This window comes from Clostridium zhoujianii, from assembly GCF_051590805.1.
Lineage (GTDB): Bacteria > Bacillota > Clostridia > Clostridiales > Clostridiaceae > Clostridium.
This window is the reverse complement of record NZ_JBPUTF010000004.1, coordinates 125,071-145,071: the sequence shown is the minus strand read 5'-3', so window position 1 is coordinate 145,071 and position 20,001 is coordinate 125,071. Positions and strand designations below refer to the sequence as shown.

The 20,001-nt window shown below is 30.6% G+C and carries 16 protein-coding genes and 2 riboswitches; of the genes, 4 read left to right on the top strand and 12 right to left on the bottom strand.

From position 1 onward, the window contains the following. Positions 1-45: 45 nt before the first annotated feature. On the top strand, positions 46-933 hold the full coding sequence (locus ACSYT2_RS16590; RefSeq protein ID WP_430857859.1) for a LysR family transcriptional regulator: 888 nt from the start codon (positions 46-48) through the stop codon (positions 931-933). A 63-nt stretch (positions 934-996) separates the two neighbouring features. Here the strand turns inward: ACSYT2_RS16590 and ACSYT2_RS16585 are convergent, their stop codons facing one another. The 11 genes from ACSYT2_RS16585 to nrdD form a co-directional block, all read right to left on the bottom strand. After that, a complete protein-coding gene (locus tag ACSYT2_RS16585; RefSeq protein ID WP_438385221.1) occupies positions 997-1,596 on the bottom strand; it encodes a carbohydrate-binding protein in 600 nt (199 codons plus the stop codon). 182 nt (positions 1,597-1,778) lie between these two features. Further along, positions 1,779-2,291, bottom strand: coding sequence for an anaerobic ribonucleoside-triphosphate reductase activating protein (gene nrdG / locus ACSYT2_RS16580; protein WP_430857861.1), 513 nt, complete (start codon positions 2,289-2,291; stop codon positions 1,779-1,781). 121 nt (positions 2,292-2,412) lie between these two features. Continuing rightward, positions 2,413-3,651, bottom strand: a complete 1,239-nt coding sequence (locus ACSYT2_RS16575) for an ABC transporter permease (RefSeq protein WP_430857862.1) — start codon at positions 3,649-3,651, stop codon at positions 2,413-2,415. Next, a complete protein-coding gene (locus ACSYT2_RS16570; RefSeq protein WP_438385220.1) occupies positions 3,651-4,565 on the bottom strand; it encodes an ABC transporter ATP-binding protein in 915 nt (304 codons plus the stop codon). The genes ACSYT2_RS16575 and ACSYT2_RS16570 overlap by 1 nt, the downstream gene beginning before the upstream one ends. 177 nt (positions 4,566-4,742) lie before the next feature. Further along, on the bottom strand, positions 4,743-6,065 hold the full coding sequence (locus ACSYT2_RS16565; RefSeq protein ID WP_430857864.1) for an ATP-binding protein: 1,323 nt from the start codon (positions 6,063-6,065) through the stop codon (positions 4,743-4,745). A 133-nt stretch (positions 6,066-6,198) separates the two neighbouring features. Then, positions 6,199-7,449 (bottom strand): NAD(P)-dependent oxidoreductase, encoded by a 1,251-nt coding sequence (locus ACSYT2_RS16560; RefSeq protein ID WP_430857980.1) that lies wholly within the window; start codon positions 7,447-7,449, stop codon positions 6,199-6,201. 146 nt (positions 7,450-7,595) lie between these two features. Then, positions 7,596-8,966, bottom strand: a complete 1,371-nt coding sequence (locus tag ACSYT2_RS16555) for an FAD-binding oxidoreductase (protein WP_430857865.1) — start codon at positions 8,964-8,966, stop codon at positions 7,596-7,598. Positions 8,967-9,001: 35 nt separating this feature from the next. Continuing rightward, entirely contained in the window at positions 9,002-9,841 is an 840-nt protein-coding gene (locus ACSYT2_RS16550) for a MetQ/NlpA family ABC transporter substrate-binding protein (RefSeq protein WP_438385219.1), read from the bottom strand. Positions 9,842-9,948: 107 nt separating this feature from the next. Then, positions 9,949-10,065, bottom strand: a riboswitch (SAM riboswitch). A 218-nt stretch (positions 10,066-10,283) separates the two neighbouring features. Then, positions 10,284-10,402: riboswitch (SAM riboswitch) on the bottom strand. 16 nt (positions 10,403-10,418) lie between these two features. Continuing rightward, positions 10,419-12,341, bottom strand: coding sequence for an aconitate hydratase (locus ACSYT2_RS16545; RefSeq protein WP_430857867.1), 1,923 nt, complete (start codon positions 12,339-12,341; stop codon positions 10,419-10,421). 41 nt (positions 12,342-12,382) lie between these two features. After that, the gene (gene nifV / locus ACSYT2_RS16540) at positions 12,383-13,552 is read right to left on the bottom strand and encodes a homocitrate synthase (protein WP_430857868.1); all 1,170 of its coding nucleotides are present in this window, start codon (positions 13,550-13,552) and stop codon (positions 12,383-12,385) included. A 393-nt stretch (positions 13,553-13,945) separates the two neighbouring features. Next, a complete protein-coding gene (gene nrdD, locus ACSYT2_RS16535; RefSeq protein ID WP_430857869.1) occupies positions 13,946-16,060 on the bottom strand; it encodes an anaerobic ribonucleoside-triphosphate reductase in 2,115 nt (704 codons plus the stop codon). A gap of 262 nt (positions 16,061-16,322) precedes the next feature. On the opposite strand from nrdD, the gene ACSYT2_RS16530 reads away from it, so the two are divergent. Then, positions 16,323-17,324, top strand: a complete 1,002-nt coding sequence (locus tag ACSYT2_RS16530; RefSeq protein ID WP_438385218.1) for a DUF3048 domain-containing protein — start codon at positions 16,323-16,325, stop codon at positions 17,322-17,324. Between the two features lie 71 nt (positions 17,325-17,395). Here the strand turns inward: ACSYT2_RS16530 and ACSYT2_RS16525 are convergent, their stop codons facing one another. Beyond that, the gene (locus ACSYT2_RS16525; protein WP_438385217.1) at positions 17,396-18,436 is read right to left on the bottom strand and encodes a sensor domain-containing diguanylate cyclase; all 1,041 of its coding nucleotides are present in this window, start codon (positions 18,434-18,436) and stop codon (positions 17,396-17,398) included. Between the two features lie 197 nt (positions 18,437-18,633). On the opposite strand from ACSYT2_RS16525, the gene ACSYT2_RS16520 reads away from it, so the two are divergent. Further along, entirely contained in the window at positions 18,634-19,479 is an 846-nt protein-coding gene (locus ACSYT2_RS16520; RefSeq protein ID WP_430857872.1) for a DegV family protein, read from the top strand. 3 nt (positions 19,480-19,482) lie between these two features. Next, on the top strand, positions 19,483-19,935 hold the full coding sequence (locus ACSYT2_RS16515; RefSeq protein WP_438385216.1) for a PadR family transcriptional regulator: 453 nt from the start codon (positions 19,483-19,485) through the stop codon (positions 19,933-19,935). Positions 19,936-20,001 lie beyond the last annotated feature (66 nt).

Genomic DNA, 20,001 nt, shown 5'->3' with positions numbered 1-20,001 from the left:
ATCGTTTGTATATAATATATTATTATATAAGTGAGGTTAAATACTATGGATATAAGACATTTACAATGCTTCATAGCAGTAGCGAAATTTAGAAGTTTTTCTCAAGCATCAGTTGCTTTGAATATTTCTCAACCTGCTATTAGTAAAACAATCAAGAATCTAGAAAAAGAATTAAACTTAGAGCTATTTTTTAGATATAAAGGGAATATTGAATTGACCATTGCTGGATATGAGTTTAAGAGCAAGGCTGAAAAATTATTAGATGATTTTTCAAAACTTTCTTCTGAATTTAAAAATCCCTCTAAAGATTCACCTATTACATTAACTGTAGGTATCTCTCAAGGGGCTTCAGAATTTATAATGAAAGATATCAATAAATTTTTATCTACGTTTCCAAATGTAAACTTAAAGATAATTGAAAATTCAAGTACCGCATTTATAAATATGCTTGAAACTGATTTTATTGATATAGCTGTAACAAAATTAATTCACACTGATCATCTACCTAAATCAATAACTGCAGTACCTTTATTTAATGATTATCTCTCTGTTGTTGTTCCAAAGAATAATACTTTTGCTGATAGACCCTTTATATCTATTAATGATCTAAATGATACTAATTTATTGTTACCAGATCCAGAATACTTCTATTATTCTAAGTATATTTATGATAAATATAGGACATTATCCACATATAATTGTGTACAAAGTTCAACTATTGAGTTTATCTTAAGCCATATATTATTAAATAATAAAGCTACAATAATGCCAAATATATTTAGCTATTCAGCCTTCTATAAGGATTTCGCCTTTGTGAAGTTAGAACCTGAAATTCCTATTACCTTATGTATCTTATATAAATATGGGCATCTTAATAAAGATATCAAAAGTGATTTTATCAATTTCATACATAAATATGACAAATCCAACTAACTATTTTAAAGTAGAAATGTGATATAGATTAAAGCCTGTTGATATCAACAGGCTTTAATCACTCTATTTTTTTTCTTTCCAAAGAGCCGGTGTACTTGTTGGGTTCCAACCATCTTGTGATGTATGTCCCTGTAAGCATGCATATGTCTTATCATTATAAGTTACCTCATCTCCAGCTTTATAATCCTTACTATCTGCATCCCATGTACCCTGTACTTTTTCATTACTCCCTGAATCTGTAGATTCTTTTTCCTCTTCATTCTCCTTAGAATCAGTATCTGTCTTTTTAGAATCTTTACTTTCTCCCTTTACCTCTACAGTTACTTCTTTGCTAACTTCATTATCTTTATCATCCTTAGCATTTAAAGTATATTTATACGCCCCTACCTTCTTACCTTGCATTACATATTCCTTTAATGCACTTCCTTGAAGATCTTCTTTAACATCAATAATTTTACCATTTTCAACCAAAGTATACTCTACATTTTTAGCGCCATCTTTTAATTCTACCACTAGTACATAGTTGCCATCTTCACTAACTTCATTGTCAGCACTTATGCTAATCAATTCATCAGTAAGTCCTTCCTCTTTGCCAGAGCATCCAATTAAAGCTAAACTCATTAATACTCCCACTATTACTAATATTCTTTTTCCCTTTCTCATCTCTAAACACCCCCACAGTTTTAACTTCATTATATATTATTTTTTATCAATTGGAAATATTTCCTTGGTAAAATACATATTATTATATTGTCAGTACTAATTGCTGCTATTAGTTTTCCAGTTTTTAATTCACTACACCAAAAAGAGGATGATTAAGATAATCTTAATCATCCTCTTTTTCCTTATAATTCATTCCAAAGTACAACTTTACCTTCTTCAATACTTTTAGGTATATCTATAATTCTCTGGTTAGAAGACCCCTTAAACTTTAATCCATCTTCCATCTTACTTTCTTCAAACCTTCCATCAACTAATACATCTAAATTATTTATAAGATTTCTCCATCCAACCCTATTATCTAAATTACTCATGATATATTCATAAGTATATCCCGTAAAACTCCAAAGATTTAAATTATTTTCTTTGAATTTACTAGCCATATACCCGAATTCTTCTGCTCTTTCAAATGGATCTCCTCCACTAAAGGTAACTCCCTTTATCATAGGATTATCTAATACATCCTCTATTAATTCATCCATATCCATTTCTTTTCCACCTGAAAAGTTATGAGTATCTGGATTAAAGCATCCTTTACAATTATGTTTGCATCCTTGCGAGAAAAATACTCTTCTCATACCTGGTCCATTAACTAAGCTCTCATATGCGATTCCTGATAATCTTATCTTTTTTCCCATCTTGCTCACATCCTATATCTTTTACTAATTATATTATATCACTTTAATCTAGTTCCTTTAATGAATATAAATGGTCCCTACAGCTTTTAAATTACTGCAGGGACCTAATAACTTACATACCCTATTCTTTTTTAAGCCACTTTAATGCATTTGTAAATTTCACTGGATTTCCATACATTAATGTACCTCTTCTATAAATCTTAGCTCCAATAATACCTACAAGACCAGTTGATACAACCAAAATTGCAAGAGATATTGCTACTTCAATGCCTGATACTCCTCCCATTGCAACTCTAACAAACATTGCCATGCAAGAGCTAAATGGTACAAATGATAATATCCTCATTAAGATACCTTCAGGACTTGTTAAGCTAAACATTACTGCCATAAATACAAATACAAATATCATCATTACAGGTGATGCACTCTTACTAATATCCTCAGTCTTTGATACTAAGGCTCCTAATGTACCAAAAATAAAGCTATAGAATAGGTATCCTAGTAATCCAAAGACTGCAAATATCCCTATAACTTCTATTGGAATATTAAATATCATATCTAACTTCCCACCCCAAGAAGCACTATTTAACTTGTAAGATAAAAATCCTGATCCAATAATAACTCCTACTTGTACAACACTTGCAATTGCTGCTGCAATAACTTTACCAAAGATTAAGCTATTACTACTTGTACTTGTAACTAGAACCTCTATTGCTCTGTTACTCTTCTCCGTTGTAACTGAAACTGCTATAAGTTGTCCATAGTAAATTATCATAAAGTAAAGTACAAATATTAATCCATATGTGTAACCAAAATTACTTACACTATCTTTACCTAATATCTCTACATCAGAATTTATTTGAGTATTATATAATGCATCCATTTCATCTACATTAATATTCTTTTCCTTTAAATAATTCTCACGATTAATTCTTGAAAGTACGGATTCAAATATAGGTTTATTCCCATCATCAAAACTTCTATTCTTTACTATATAAGAATATTCTGTAGGCGATTTAACAATAAATCCTGTTTCTGCTTCATCACTTTCTATTAATTTATTAACCTCTTCTTTGCTATCTACAACTTTCCATTCTGAATTTTCAAATACACTACCAAGTATATTTTTATCTTTAATAACATTTCCCTCATCAAAAATAACAAAGTTTGATTTATCCTCACTTTTTGCCTCTGAGGTAGACTCATTTTTATTAGATGATATTCCAGGAATATTAAAAAAGGATGGTATACTTAGTCCAACAATTAAAAGTACTGCAATCAATCCTGTTGTAATTAAATACCCCTTATTCTTAAAATAATTAGTCAACTCAAATCTTAATACTGCAAAAAATTGATTCATTATTTATCACCTACCTTAAGTACAAAAATATCATTTAGTGTTGGTTCATATGTTCCAAACTTATCTATATCAATATCTGAATTTAGTAATGCTTTCAATAAATCCTTTTTACTCTTCCCATCAACAAGCTCTAAGACTATAAATTCTTTCTTATCTCCATCTACTTTTATAATTTCTTTATAGTCTCTTTCACAAATATATTTTAATTCATCTAAAGTATAGTTATTTGCACTTAAAATTAATTTGTTTTCACCAAATTCTTTCTTAATTTCTTTTAAGTTACCACTTAAAACTACATCTCCATGATTTATTATTGCTATATCCTCACAGAATTCTTCAACATAATTCATTTGGTGTGATGAGAATATAACAAGTTTATTATCAGCTATAAGTTCACTAACTACTTCCTTTAAAACCTGTGAATTTACTGGATCTAATCCACTAAATGGTTCATCCAAAATTACTATTTCAGGGTTACAAACTAAGGTTTGAGCTAATTGTACCTTTTGTTGATTACCCTTTGACAAGGTTTCTAATAGTCTATTTTCATATTCACCTATTCCTAATCTATCAAGCCATTTCTTTGTATTCTTCTTAGCTTCCTTTACTGATATCCCTCTTAAATTTGCTAAATATACAATTTGATCTATTACTTTTTTCTTAGGATAAAGTCCTCTCTCCTCTGGTAAATATCCAATTTGATATTCCTTTGGATTAAACGCCTTCCCGTCTATAAGTATTTGCCCCTCATTAGCTTTAAAAACATCCATTAATATTCTAATTGTTGTAGTTTTACCAGCTCCATTTCTCCCTAGTAATCCTAAAGCTTTACCACTTGAAATTGAAAATGAAATACCATGAAGAATCTCTGTATCACCAAAACTCTTCTTTAAATTCTTTACTTCTAGCTTCATTATTTCCCCTCCAAAATTAATATAATTTCCCTTAATATTAAATAATTACTATTATCTTTTTATAGGTTATATATTATCACTTTATAACGTAATTGTAAATGTATTTCTTTTGGTTAATCAATCCTTATATTAATGGTTAACTATTACTTATCATACAATCAAACTATTTTATTATCTTCACTCTCTTTTTAAAGATAATTCTCCTTCTAACCAATCAATGAACTGGGTTGCTGACCTAGGAGATCTTCCATTATGCCATTTCTCCCATTTTAAAGCTTCCCTATGAAGAGTATCTTTATCTATTTCTATTCCCCTAGTTTCAACTATTCCATCAACTATTTGCAAGAATTCTTTTTGATTTGGTGTAAAGAAGCTTATGGTAATACCAAATCTATCTGCTAAAGATAACTTTTCTTCCATAGTATCCTTTGAATTCACATCATCCCTATCAGAAAACTTTTCTTGTATTAGATGTCTTCTATTTGTAGTTGCATAGATTAATATATTACTTGGTCTATTTTCTATTCTACCTTCTAATATAGTTTTTAATGCTGAATAACTATCTTCATTGTCATCAAATACTAAATCATCTACAAATATAATAAACTTTTGTTTCTTATCCTTTAATAATCTTATTATTCTAGTAAAATCTCTAAGTTGCTCCTTATCTACCTCTATTAACCTTAAACCCTCACTATGATATTCATTTAAGATTGCTTTTACAGTTGATGATTTACCAGTGCCTCTAGATCCATATAGTAATAAGTTATTAGCTGGTAATCCATTTAAGAAATGTTTTGTATTAGATATAATCTCTTCTTTTTGTAGCTCATATCCAACTAAATCCGATAATCTTACTGGATCTGGCTCTACTACTTCCCTTAAGCTACCTTCATCTTGATTGTCATACCTTTCCCAAACAAAAGCTCTATAAGCTGCACATCTTCCAGTACCATTCTCTTGATGGAACTCTATTAACTTATCATTACAACTTGTCCAATCTGTACTATTTATAAATTCCTTCTTTATTATCTCTACCTCTGTGTTTTCTTTAATTTCATATTCAATATCCTCTACTCCCCAACTAATTAGTGACTTTATCCTAGCTTCGGTAGAATCCTTTGCACCGTACTTATCTAATAATAAGGTTTTTATCATATCACTATTTATTGATGCTATGATATTTAAATAATTTAATTCTGCTTTTATTCCATCCACTAAATAAGTAGGTACCTTATCCTCATGCTCTATAGCTGAATTAAATGGATTAACATTTAATAATAACTCATCAACTATTAATTCCTTAAATGATAAATTTATATCCTTTTTTAATAAGTCATATGTAAAATCATTATATGCTTCAATACATTCCCCCAAAGAATTATCACTGCATAACTTATCAACAAGTCTCTTAAACTTATCCAAAGCTTTTTCTTTAAATATCCCCTTATACACACAAAGGGATTCTAGATTTAATTTTATCTCTTCTTCTTTTCTCATTTTAAAGCCCCCAAATATAATTTTTGTAATAGTATAATTTTACCACACTATAGCTTAAAGAGTTCTAATTACTTGGAATAAGCTCATTTATAAAAATAGGATAAGTAAATACAAATTTACTTATCCTTAAAAACTAATTTTCTTGGCAGTATTTATCCATTGCTTCTGCAACTAACTTAGCATTTACAACAGCTTCAACAACTGTTCTAGCTCCAGTTACTACATCACCTGAACTAAATACACCCTTTTTAGTAGTGTGTCCTTCTTCGTCTGTAACAATAAGGCCCCATTTATTAGTTTCTAATTGAGTTGTATTAGATACTATATTAGCCTTAGGTGCCTGGCTTACAGCAATTATAGTTGAGTCACACTCAAAGAATTCTTCTTGCCCATCTAATATCTTAGTAGACACCTTTCCGTCTTCACCAACTATATTCTCTGTGCGTACAAGCTTTACGCCATCTTCTGTTATTTCTAAAGGTGCTACAAAATTCTTGAATTTTACATCATCTTCCTTAGCTTCTCTGATTTCATCCTTAGTGGCAGACATATCCTCTTCGCCTTTTCTATAAAGAATATATACTTCCTTAGCTCCATTTCTCTTAGCAACTCTTGCAGCATCCATAGCAACATTTCCTGCTCCTATTACAGCTACTCTTTCTCCTAATCTATACACATTGGGAGATTTTAAATAGTCTATAGCATAATGTACGTTTCCTAAAGTTTCACCCTTAATATTTAGCTTTCTAGGATTCCATACCCCTGTTCCAATAAATATAGATTTATATCCATCATTGAATAAATCATCTAGAGTTATTACCGGTCCAATTAAAGTGTTAGGTCTTATCATAACACCACTATCTAATAGATTTTCTTCAATCTTATCTATTAAAGAGTTTGATAATCTATATTCAGGTATCCCATACCTTAATACTCCACCAATTTTTTCATGAGCATCAAATAAAGTAACTTTATATCCCTTCTGAGATAAAATAAAGGCTATTGTTATACCAGCAGGACCACTACCAATTATAGCAATTCTGTTTTTTGTCTTATCTACTTTTTCAATTTTTAATTCATTAAAGTACTGCTCTGATATTTCCTGTTCTATTTCATGGAATCTTATTGGTTCTCCTTTTATACCCTTTATACAAAATCCTCTGCATTGGTCTTCATGGGGACATACTATTGAACATACTAAAGATAAGGGATTATTTTTAAATAACATTTCACCAGCTTCTTTAATTTTACCCTCCTTATAAAGTGTAATAACTTCTGGAATAGGTGTACTTATAGGACAATGCTGTTTGCATCTAGCATTCTTACATACTAAACATCTATTTGCTTCTTCTAACCTTAACATATTGTTCTCCTTCCTTCTTATGTTTTGTCTACTGTTGTTTATTACATAATATTAAATCACCTGTAAAAAAACAAGCTATTATTTAACTAAAGAACCCGCATGCTAATAATAGCATGCGGTTTTTCTATTTAATCTCTTTTAATACTTATAATATTACCTTTACCTACCTATCTAAATACCTTATTTGCATTTAGTATACTATTCTTATCAAAAGCCTCTTTAATCTTACTCATATACAGAATATTAGCTTCATTCGTTACCTTCCTAAAGAACTCTTTTTTATTAAGACCAACTCCATGTTCCCCTGATGGTAGTCCTCTCAACTCATAGCTCTTCATATATAATTCTTCTAATAGCTCATGAGACTTCTTCTTCCATTCACTTTCCTCAATTCCGTTCCTTACAACGCATAAATGAACATTCCCATCTCCTGCATGTCCAAAGCTAACTACCTCTATCCCATACTTCTCTTCTATTTCTTTTGTATACTCTACAAAAGTAGCTATGTTATTTATAGGAACTACTATATCTATAGGTTCTTCCTCTGAAACAGCCTCAACAGCTGTAACTAATGCCCCTCTTATGCTCCATGCTCTATTAATATCCTCTTCCTCTTCTAGTAATATAAAATCTAAGGCTCCATTTTCTATAACTACCTTTTCTACCTTTTTATAACTTGAGTTTATCTCTAACTCATCTCCATCAAAAGTTAGTAGTAAAAATGTATTACCTTTATCGCATGGAAATTTGATTTTTAAGTAATCCTCTGCTTTATTTATTGCTCTTCTTTCAATAAATTCTATAGCTGTTGGATTTGCATTTTCTTTTATTACCTTTATGACAGAATTAATACCATCTTTTAATGTCTTAAATGGAACTATTGCACTTACACTATTTTTAGGTTTAGGAATAATCTTTAATATTGCTTTAGTTATTATCCCTAATGTTCCTTCTGAACCTACAAATAAATCTTTTAAATCCAAACCAGAACTATTTTTTATTGTTTCTGATCCTAGATTTAATACTGTTCCATCTGCTAAAACTACCTCTAACATTCTTACATAATCTCTAGTTACTCCATATTTAACTGCTCTCATTCCACCAGCATTTGTGCTTATATTACCACCAATAGTAGCCTTCTTCTCTCCTGGATCTGGAGGGTAGAACAATCCTCTTTCCTCTACATATAATTGCACATCCCGTAGAAGTACTCCTGGCTCTACTGTTACAGTAAAGTTTTCTTCATCTATATTCAATATGTTATTCATTTTTGATAAATCTAATATTATCCCTCTTTCAGTTGGAACTGTTGCTCCTACTAAACCAGTGCCAGCTCCTCTTGGTGTTACATGAATTAAATTATCATTTGCATATTTCAATATATCAGAAACTTCTTTTGTGGATATTGGAAATACTAAAATATCAGCCTCACCAAAATCTCTTTTCAGACCATCAGTCAAATATTTCTTATTTATTTCTTTTCCTACTACAATACGATTTTTATCATTAATTATTTCTATAATATCTTTATTACTCATAGTCCTACCCCCAATATTACCTAATTTCTAAATTCCTATTTCCATGCCTTTACATACCATTCTGGCTTATCAAACTCTTTATATTTTCCGCCCTCTATAATATCCTTATATTCTTTTGATTCAACTGCATCTTTTAAATCTTTACCTAACTCAGTATCTAAGTCTGCTGTTCTTACAGCAATAATATTTTTATAGTTCTCTGATAACTTTTCAATTGCTAATGCTTCCTTATAATCAAATCCTGATGCATATGCAAAGTTTCCAGGTACAGTTGCAACATCTACACTATCAAGACTTCTTGGTAGCTGAGCCCCCTCTAACTCTACAAATTCTATATCCTTCTTATTAACAGAAATATCTTTTAAACTTGCCTTTGTTTCGTCTATTCCTTCTTTAATTTCTATTAATCCATTTTCTTTTAATAATCTTAATGCTCTTGCTAAGTTTGAAACATCATCCGGTACAGCAATCTTTGCCTTATTAGGTAAATCTTCTAATGATTTATATTTGTTTGAAAAGACTCCCATACTTAAAGTTGGCACTGTAATAACTGGACTTAACTCTAAGTTATTATCAGCTGTAAATTTATTTAAATATTCTGTATGCTGCATTAAATTTACATCAATTTCTTTCTCACTTAAAGAATTATCTGGTTGAATATAATCAGTAAACTCTCTTATTGTTATCTTATATCCCTTCGCTTCTAACCGCGGTGCTATTGCCTCAGTAATCATATCCCCATATGGTCCTGGGCAAACCCCGATAGTTATATTCTTTACATCTACTTTTTTATCATTTACCTTTCCACAACCTACAAGCCCAAATCCTACTACTCCTAAAATTAATACTGATACAATTTGTTTTACTTTTTTCATTTTTAATGCCCCCTATTTATTATTATCTAAAAGTGTTTTTTTATAATAAAAAATGCACTAGAGAATAAACCTCTAGCGCATATGATATACTTGCCCATGAATTCACCCTCTTATCTTCTAGCCTAAAGGCTACAGGAATTAGCACCATTCCTTTTTAGTAAATGAACTAAAAAATCGGTTGCTGGGTTTCATCGGGCCAGTCCCTCCACCACTCTTGATAAGTTATTATTTAATTTGTATTTATAGTATAATCTTACTTTTTTGTTATGTCAATACTTTTTAGTATTGATTATCATTTAATATTAATTCTTATTTTATACACCATATATAACTTTATTTTATAGTATTTTTCCTCTTATTTTTACCTACTTCTATAAAATAAAAATGCACTAGAGAATATTTCTCTAGTGCACAAAGTTATAATCGTACTCTATTAAATACTCTCTTATCTTCTAATCTGAAAAGATTACAGGAATTAGCACCATCACTTTATAATAAATGAATTACAAAGTTGGTTGCTGGGTTTCATTGGGCCAGTCCCTCCACCACTCTTGATAAAATTTATTTATTTTTAAACCTAATTATTATTCTTTACATAATTAAGTCTTCCGCCAGCTCTAATTACTTCAATTTCCTTTTCTGTTAAATCTACTGCTACTTCAACTTCTATGCCCTTAGTTAAGTTCTTAACCTTAACAGTACCATTTTCTAAAGCTGATTGAATATCTTCCATTAATAAATCATCTATTAAATCAATATTATTATAATCTGCTTCATTTTTAAATTCCATAGGAATTATTCCATTATTAATTAAGTTAGCTTTATGAATTCTAGCAAATGATTTAGCAACAACTGCTTTAACCCCTAAGTATAAAGGTGCTAACGCTGCATGTTCTCTTGAAGAACCTTGTCCGTAGTTATCTCCTGCTATTATAAATCCACCATTGTACTCCTTAGCTCTCTTAGGGAATTCTGTATCTACTGTGTTAAAGCAGAATTCTGCAAGATAAGGAATATTTGATCTAAATGGTAATAACTTAGCATTAGATGGCATTATATGATCAGTTGTTATATTATCCTCAACTTTAATTAATACCTTACCTTCAACTTTTTCACCTAATTCATCATTTACTGGAAATGGCTTTATATTTGGTCCTCTTACAACTTCAACTTCAGCATTTGTTGGTGCTGGTGCTAAAATCATAGAATCATCTATTAAGAATCTTTCTGGCATATCAATTGTTAAATCTACATCCATTTCTCTTGGATCTGTTAAGACTCCAGTTATAGCTGAAACTGCTGCTGTCTCTGGACTTACTAAGTATACTTGTGCAGATAATGTTCCACTTCTTCCAAAGAAGTTTCTATTAAATGTTCTAAGTGAAACTGCATCTGTTGAAGGTGCTTGACCCATACCAATACAAGGTCCACATGAATTTTCAAGTATTCTTGCTCCAGCGCTTATTATATCTGCTAATGCTCCATTTCTAGCAAGCATCTCCATAACTTGTCTTGAACCTGGTGCTATTACTAAACTTACATTAGGATTAACCTTATTACCCTTAAGAATCTTAGCAACTTTCATTAAATCTTCGTATGAAGAATTAGTACAACTACCTATAGCAACTTGGTCAACTTTAATCTTACCAAATTCCTCAACTGTTTTTATATTATCTGGGCTATGAGGCCCAGCTGCTGATGGTGCTAACTCATCTAAATTAATAACTACTTCTTCATCATAAACTGCATCTGCATCAGGCTTAAATTCGATCCAATCTTCTTCTCTTCCTTGTGCTTTAAAATACTCTAATGTTCTTTCATCACTTGGGAATATTGAAGTAGTCGCTCCAAGTTCTGCTCCCATATTAGTTATAGTAGCTCTCTGTGGAACTGAAAGAGATTTAACACCTTCTCCAGCATATTCAAAGACCTTTCCTACTCCACCCTTTACTGTTAGCTTTCTTAAAACTTCAAGAATAATATCTTTAGATGCTACCATCTTATTTAGCTTACCAATTAAATTAACCTTAACTACTTTAGGAGTGTTTATATTATAAGCACCACCACCCATAGCTAACGCTACATCTAGACCACCAGCACCCATTGCTAACATACCTACTCCACCTGCTGTTGGAGTATGGCTATCAGATCCAGTTAATGTTTCTCCTGGTGTAGCGAATCTTTCTAAAAATACTTGATGACATATCCCATTACCTGGCTTTGAGAAGTGTACTCCATACTTAGATGCTACTGTTTGAATAAATTTATGGTCATCAGCATTTTCAAAACCTTGTTGTAGCATATTATGATCAACGAAAGCCACTGATCTTTTTGTTTTAACTCTATCAATGCCCATAGCTTCAAGTTGAAGATAAGCCATTGTTCCTGTTGAATCTTGAGTTAATGTTTGGTCAATTTTAATAGCAATTGGTTCTCCAACCTTTAATTCGCCTTCAACAATATGACTTTTTAAAATTTTATAAACTAAATTATCGCCCATTTTCTTTCCCCCTGTATTTTTATTGCTTTTATTGCTTTTATTTAGAGATTAGTACTGTTTTCATTTTCTAATCTTTTATACTCTTTATATAATGCAACTACCTCTTTATCAAATAAAGTTCTCTTTAATCTTACTGAAGTAGAACGTACCAATTCTAGTATTCCATTTGCTTCTTCATTAGTAAGCTCTATATTATATTCCTCGAATTTATTTACTATTGCTGCCCTACCTGAATGCTTCCCTATAACAATTTGTCTTTCTAACCCAACAACACTTGGATCAAAAGCTTCATAGTTCTTAGGATTCTTAATAGCTCCATCAGCATGTATTCCTGATTCATGAGCGAACATATTAGTTCCAACTATAGCTTTCCAAATAGGAAGCTCTCTACCTGATGCTCTTGATACATATTTAGATATTTCCCTAAACATTGTAGTATCCATGTCCACATCTAGTCCATATACAAACTTAAGAGCCATTGCAACCTCTTCTAATGCTGCATTTCCTGCTCTTTCACCTAATCCATTTACTGTTACCCCAACATGATTAGCTCCACCTCTGATTCCAGCAATTGCATTAGCTGTAGCCATTCCAAAATCATCATGAGTATGCATTTCTATATCAAGATCTGTATTATCATGTAAGTATTTAATATCCTCTTCAATTTTGAATGGACCCATAACACCAACTGTATCACAATATCTAAATCTATCTGCACCAGCTTCCTTAGCTACCTTCATAAATTGAACTAAGAAGTCTCTATCTGCTCTTGAAGCATCTTCTCCATTTACTGATACATATACTCCATTCTTCTTTGCAAATTCAACTGCTTTAACCATATTTTCAAGAACCCATTCTCTTGATGTTCTTAATTTATTCTTTATGTGTATATCAGACACTGATATTGAAATAGCTACTGCATCTACACCGCAATCAATAGATTCTTGTATATCTGATATAACAGCTCTATTCCATGCCATTATGCTACTCTTTAAATTTCTCTTAACTATATCCTTTATAGCTTGCTTTTCATCCCCACCCATAGTTGGTATCCCAACCTCAAGTTGATCTACTCCTAGTTCACTTAGCATTGTTGCTATAGCAATCTTTTCTTCATTTGCAAAAACAACTCCAGCTGTTTGTTCTCCATCCCTAAGTGTTGTATCTACAATATATATTTTCTTTCCATCTTTAAGATTTTTAATTGCCATGAATAATCCCCCTTTGCTTTCTTAATATTTATTTCTTATTGCTCGATATACCCATACAACATACTTACTCACAGTTCCCCAACTAAGTAACTAATGGATATATTTTAACATTTTTTATTATTTTACCACCTAATTTTATCACATTAAATATTAAATAACAATAGATAAGACTTCCAAATATAGTTTTTTTGCAAGAATTCAAGTTAACTCATTCAATATAGTTCGTTATTTTTTGATTTTTAACTATATTCTACTTATAATTGCAAGATTTTTAATAAATATTGCATAATAATCTTTCTATATATTTACTTTTATTGATTTATATGTGATTTTAATATAAAAAAGGTGTATCAAAATAAATGGTTATTTTGATACACCTTATATTATATAATCCTAGTGTTTGTAAGTGTTAATATGGGACTCTGTATGAGTTACTCTATCTTCTCTTTCATGTAACTTACCAGAACCAAATCTCTCATCTAAACTTAAATATCCAGTAACTCTTGATATGCCCTGTATATCATTACTTCCACACTTCGGACATTTAGATTCATGGCTATGCAATGATTCCCCACAATTCTTACAATATCTTATATGGAAATTAACCCCCAAATAGCTTATATTAGTATTTCTATATGCGTAATTAACTATATCCATTATTGTTTCTCCAGTTGGACTATCATCAACTTCTAGATAACTTATATGTCCACCATTACAAAGTTTGTGATATGGAGCTTCTATATCAATTTTTCTCTTAACTGATATAGGGAATCCTACGGGTATATGATAGCTATTTGTATAGTACTCTTTGTCAGTAACTCCTTCTATCATCCCAAATATCTTTTGATCTTGCTTAATAAATTTACCTGAAAGTCCTTCTGCTGGTGTAGCATAAGCACTCCAATTTAGCTTAGTTTCTTCAGTTAATCTATCAAGATTTTCTCTCAAGAATGTTATTATTCTTATACCTAACTCTCTTGAATTATCATCTTCTCCATGATGCTTTCCTGTTAAGGCAACTAAAGTTTCAGCAAGTCCTATGAAACCAATTCCCCATGTTCCTTGCTTTAATATTGGTTCTATTGAATCATCTGGTAATAATCCTTCTGATCCCTTCATTAAATTCTGTCCCGCAACAAAAGGTAAATCCTTAACTCTTAGCTTCTTTAACACTTCATATCTATGCATCAATGATTCCTTTGCAAGATCTATTCTTCGTTGGAATATTTCAAAGAATTTATCTATATCGCACTTAGCTTGAAGACCTATTCTTGGTAAATTTATAGTAGTAGGTGCTATATTACCTCTTCCCTTACAACCTGGTTCTCCATTAACATTCTTCATTAGATACGTTCTACAACCCATTGTTGCAGGAATATATCCTTGATCATAGTATTCTTTATTGAAATCAGCATCTATATTCATAAATGTTGGATTCATTCTCTTAGCCGCTACTCTGCATGCTAATTTATATAAATAGAAATAAGGATCATTTTCCTCTCTATTAACCCCTTCTTTTACTCTAAATATTATGTTTGGAAATATTGGTTGTTCACCTTTTCCAAGGCCCTTTTCATATTCTAATAAAAATACCTCACATACTAATGCTGCATCTGCTGAATTAGGAATTCCTATATTTACTGAACTGAAAGGTACTTGAGAACCTGCCCTTGAGTGCATTGTATTTAGGTTATACACTACACCTTGCATAGCTTGATGAACTCTATTTCTTAACTTTAACTCAAGAACTTCATTAATCTTTTCTTCTGATACTCCTAATTCCTCAAGATCTTTCCTAATCTCTTCTCTCGTAGGTTCAACGAATATACCCATATCATTATCAAAATCAGGGTGGGATTGTCCACCAAACATATCATTTTGCGTTGATTGTAAAAGTATACATGAGAGCTCTGCTGCTGTCTCTATCCTCTTAGGAGCATTAATCATCCCGTATCCTGTATTAAATCCATTCTCTAGCATTTCTTTCGTTGGTATATGTAAACAATTGGTAGTTAGATTATAGCTGTCAAGATCATGATAATATAAATCTCCTGTTTCATGTGCCTTAGATAAATGTTTTGGCATCGCAGCTAAGTTATGCCACTTATTTGATTCTGATGCTATCCTTAATAGTTTAGAACTGAAATTATTTCCCACATTTGCGTTATCTCTATCAGTCTCTACACCTATTTGTTGTATAGCTTTCATTAAATCTGATTTGATTTCTCTTACTTGTGTTCTCTCTATTCTATAGTTAGAATAAGCTCTTGATATATTTTCATGACCATTATCTCTTAAAGCTTTTTCTACTAAATTCTGAATTTCCTCTACTGTAATCCTTTGCTGTTCAGTCATTTCTATGTAATTTATTACTTTCTGAACCACATCAAAAATCTGGCTAGTTCTTAAACTTAAACCTTCTTCTGTGGCTGCACCCCTTATTGCTTTTGTTATTTTCTCAGAGTTAAACTCAACCTCTCTGCCATCTCTCTTAACTACATATAGCATTCACTCTACCCCCATTACACAATATATGGTATTATTAGTACCTCAATAATTATACTTCATTAAAATTTATATATCAATATCCTGTATCTTTTAATTTAATGAATATATCCTTGGTTATTATAAATTACTTCTATTTATCTCCTATTTTTAATATGATTTAGTTATTTTTGTTTTTTATTCCTCCTTACTTGTGATAAGTTCTATTAAATTAGACTAAAATAATAATGTATCTATGTTATATCAATCTTTAGGAGGTTTTTCTATGAGAAAAAAATATTTTCTGACTCTTCTTATTTTTTTTATTTTCTTATTTTTAGGATGCAATAATAAAGTTGTTAACGAAGAAATTTCAGATACAACCTCACAAGATATTCCTGAAAAATTTTATAATCTTTATACTGGTGAGGAATCCCTAACTGATATTAATAATAATATCCCCTTTATGGTTATGATTGAAAACTCCCCTGCTTCCCGTCCCCAAAGTGGCCTTTCTCAAGCAGATGTAGTATATGAGACTTCAGCTGAAGGAGGAATTCCAAGGTTCATGGCTTTATTTCATAAAAACTCACCTGATACTATTGGCCCTGTAAGAAGCATACGTTCATATTTCATTGATATATCACAAGAACATAACCTTCCTTTTGCCCATTGTGGCGGCTCTGAGGAAGCTTTAAATGAAATAGCAAATAATAACTCTATAATGAGTATAAATGAAATTTCTAAGACAAATTACTTTTGGAGAGATCCTAAGAGGAACCCACCTCATAATCTATATACTTCATCTACTAATATTAGAGATTACATTCGTAAGAATAATTGGACCGTTGATGGTAAGGCCTTTTCTAAATTTAATAGTTCATTTTATACTTCAAATGATTTACCTACTGCTAATAATGTAAGGATAACTATGAATAAGCTATATAATACAAGTTATACATACTCCAATGATTTATATCTAAAATCTATGGATGGTATAAAGGCTATTGATGCTGATAATAATGAAGCTATTTCATTTACAAACATTATTATCCAAAAAACCAATATAAAACTTAGTTCGGATAATCTTCATCTAAATATTGACCTCTTAGGTGATGGTGATGCTATTGTTTTGTCCAAAGGTAAAATGGTAAGTGCAACTTGGAATCATACATTAGATAGCAGTAGAACTAGATTATATGATGACTCTGGAGATGAGATACCTCTTTCTCCCGGAAAAACTATCTGGCATATTGTTGATAAAAGTACTTCAGTAGAAATTAATTAAAATTTCTACTGACCTAAGAAAATAGAAGTAGAGAATTATCGCCTAATTTTCTACTCCTATTTTCTTAGCCTTTATCGTCCAACTTTTTTATTTTTCTTAGCTTCGTACATTTTTCTATCTGCCTCTGATAAAATCTCATCTTTTTGTAACTTCTCATATGAATTAATAGTAACTAACCCATAGGTAAAGTCCACCTTTATCTTATCATCACTAATCTCCAAATTTTCTCTTATACTTAACAACCTTTTTTCCGCATCATTATATGATAAATTTCTAAATATAATTACAAACTCATCACCAGACATTCTTGCATATATATCTTCTTTTCCTAGGCAAAGCTTCATGGCATTAGCCATTCTTACTAGAGCTTTGTCCCCTGCATTATGCCCATATTCATCATTTATTTTCTTAAAATCATCTAAATCAATCAAGGCTAAGTGAACTTCTATATTACCCTTTTTAATATTGCATATTTCTTTTTCTAATAATTCATTAAAACTTCTTCGATTATATAAATTAGTTAAATCATCATGGGTAGCGATATGTTTAAGTCTATCTTGTATAAGGAAGTTTTTAATTGCAAGCTCCAATTCATACTTTATATACCTCATAGTTCCTATATCATCATCATTAAATGTTATATTTTGATCTATAGACTCTATACTTATAACACCTATTAACTTACCATCATAGTTTATAGGTGATGCTAATATTGCATTTAAAGCTTTACCATTACAACCACTTAATATTGCTATATCCTTACATCCATTATAATTGTATAGCCCTATTTCTTCTTTAGTAACAGCCGTATCTCTAATTCCACCTTCAAAACCGCTTAGTGCCTTATAGTAAAATAATCCATCTCCCTTTTGAATTAAAATACTTCCTTTACTTCCCTTGGTAATAACATTTATTGCAGTATTTAAAATAAAATCATATACATCCTGCTTATTATCAATTAAAGAAATTCTATCTCCCAACCTATATATCTCTTTTTTTAATCTTTCCACTTCTTTTATCTTATCTTTTAAAGCTTTTATCTTAATCCTTTGAATTATAACAATTAAAAATAAGATAATTAAATAAATAGCTATAAAAAAACTATTTTTCATACTTCCTCCACCTGAAACTAATAATAACTTTATATTCATGATTATATAACTAAAAATAATATTGGTACAATAATTAATATTTTAATTTCAAAATATTAAATAACTATATCACTTCTGATATAGTAAACTATATCAGAAGTGATATAGTTATTTAAATTCACATATATTATTTATATGAATTATTAGGAGGTAATACCATGCAAAAAATCGCTATACTAACTGATAGTGCATCAGATATAAGCAAAGAAATAGTAGAACAATATAATATAAAGGTCGCACCTTTCAGAATAATATATTCTGATAAGGAATTTGAAGATAAAGTAGATATCAGCCCTGAAGAGGTATATAGTTCACTAGAAAAAGAAATTCCTACTACATCTTTACCAAATGTAGCTAGAATAGAAAGTATCCTAAATGAATTAGAATTAGAGGGATACACACATGTAATATCTATAAATATCTCAAGTGCTCTTTCAGGAACTAGTAACTCAATAAGACTAGTACTTGAAGATCATCCAAATTTAAAGTCATTTGTGTATGATACAAAAACTCTAACTATGGCTGAAGGTTCTATAGTTATTGAAGCTGCTAAAATGATTCAAGACGGTAAAAGCTTTGAAGAAATCATAGAAGCTCTTCCTAAGCACAGAGAAAGAGTTAACTGCTACTTTACCCTTAGTACATTAGAATATCTAAAAAAAGGTGGTAGAATAGGTAAAGTTGCTGGTACTATTGGAGAAATCCTTAGTTTAAAACCTATCATTCACGTTGGAGATGATGGTGTTTATCATACTTATTCTAAAGTGAGAGGAAGAAATCAATCTATAAACAAAATTCGAGAGATCCTAAATACTTATCTAGAAAAAGGTAAATGTAATCTATGGGTTCTTCATGGAGATGCTTTAAAAGAATGTAACGCCTTATATGAATCAGTAAAAAATCATAGCAATATAAATAAAATCTTTACTGGATCTATAGGTCCGGCTCTTGGTGTTCATACTGGTCCTGGATTAGTTGGCTTTGTTCTTCAAGAGGTTGAGTAATTAATGAGTGACCTTAGCTTTATGAGTCCCGAGGATATTAAAGCTGAAGAAAAACGTCTATACGAAGAATATAAACAAAAAGTAAATCAACTAAAAAAGGTTCAAAAAGAAAATGAGGCCGTAGGTCAAGTTTTTACTAAAGGTCTTCTTCCTATATATGTTCTTCATTTATTAAGCTTGAGTCCTTCTAATGGTAATGATCTTTCCAATAAAATCGGAGAGAGAACTGGTGGCCTATGGATTCCAAGTACTGGCGGTATTTATCCTCTTTTGAAGAAATTAGAAAAGCAAGAATTTATTACTGGTGAATGGGATGATCCTAAGAAGAAGTTTAAAAAGATTTATAAACTTACCGAAAAAGGAAGACTTGAATATCTTAATAAAAAACTATTATTAAAGCCTAAAATTGAGGAATCCTTGAAGGTTTTTAAAATTATCTATAAGGACATATACTAAGATATACTTTTAAGTATATCTTTTTTTCTTTAAAGCCATCCTAATATTATTAGGAGGATTTTTAAA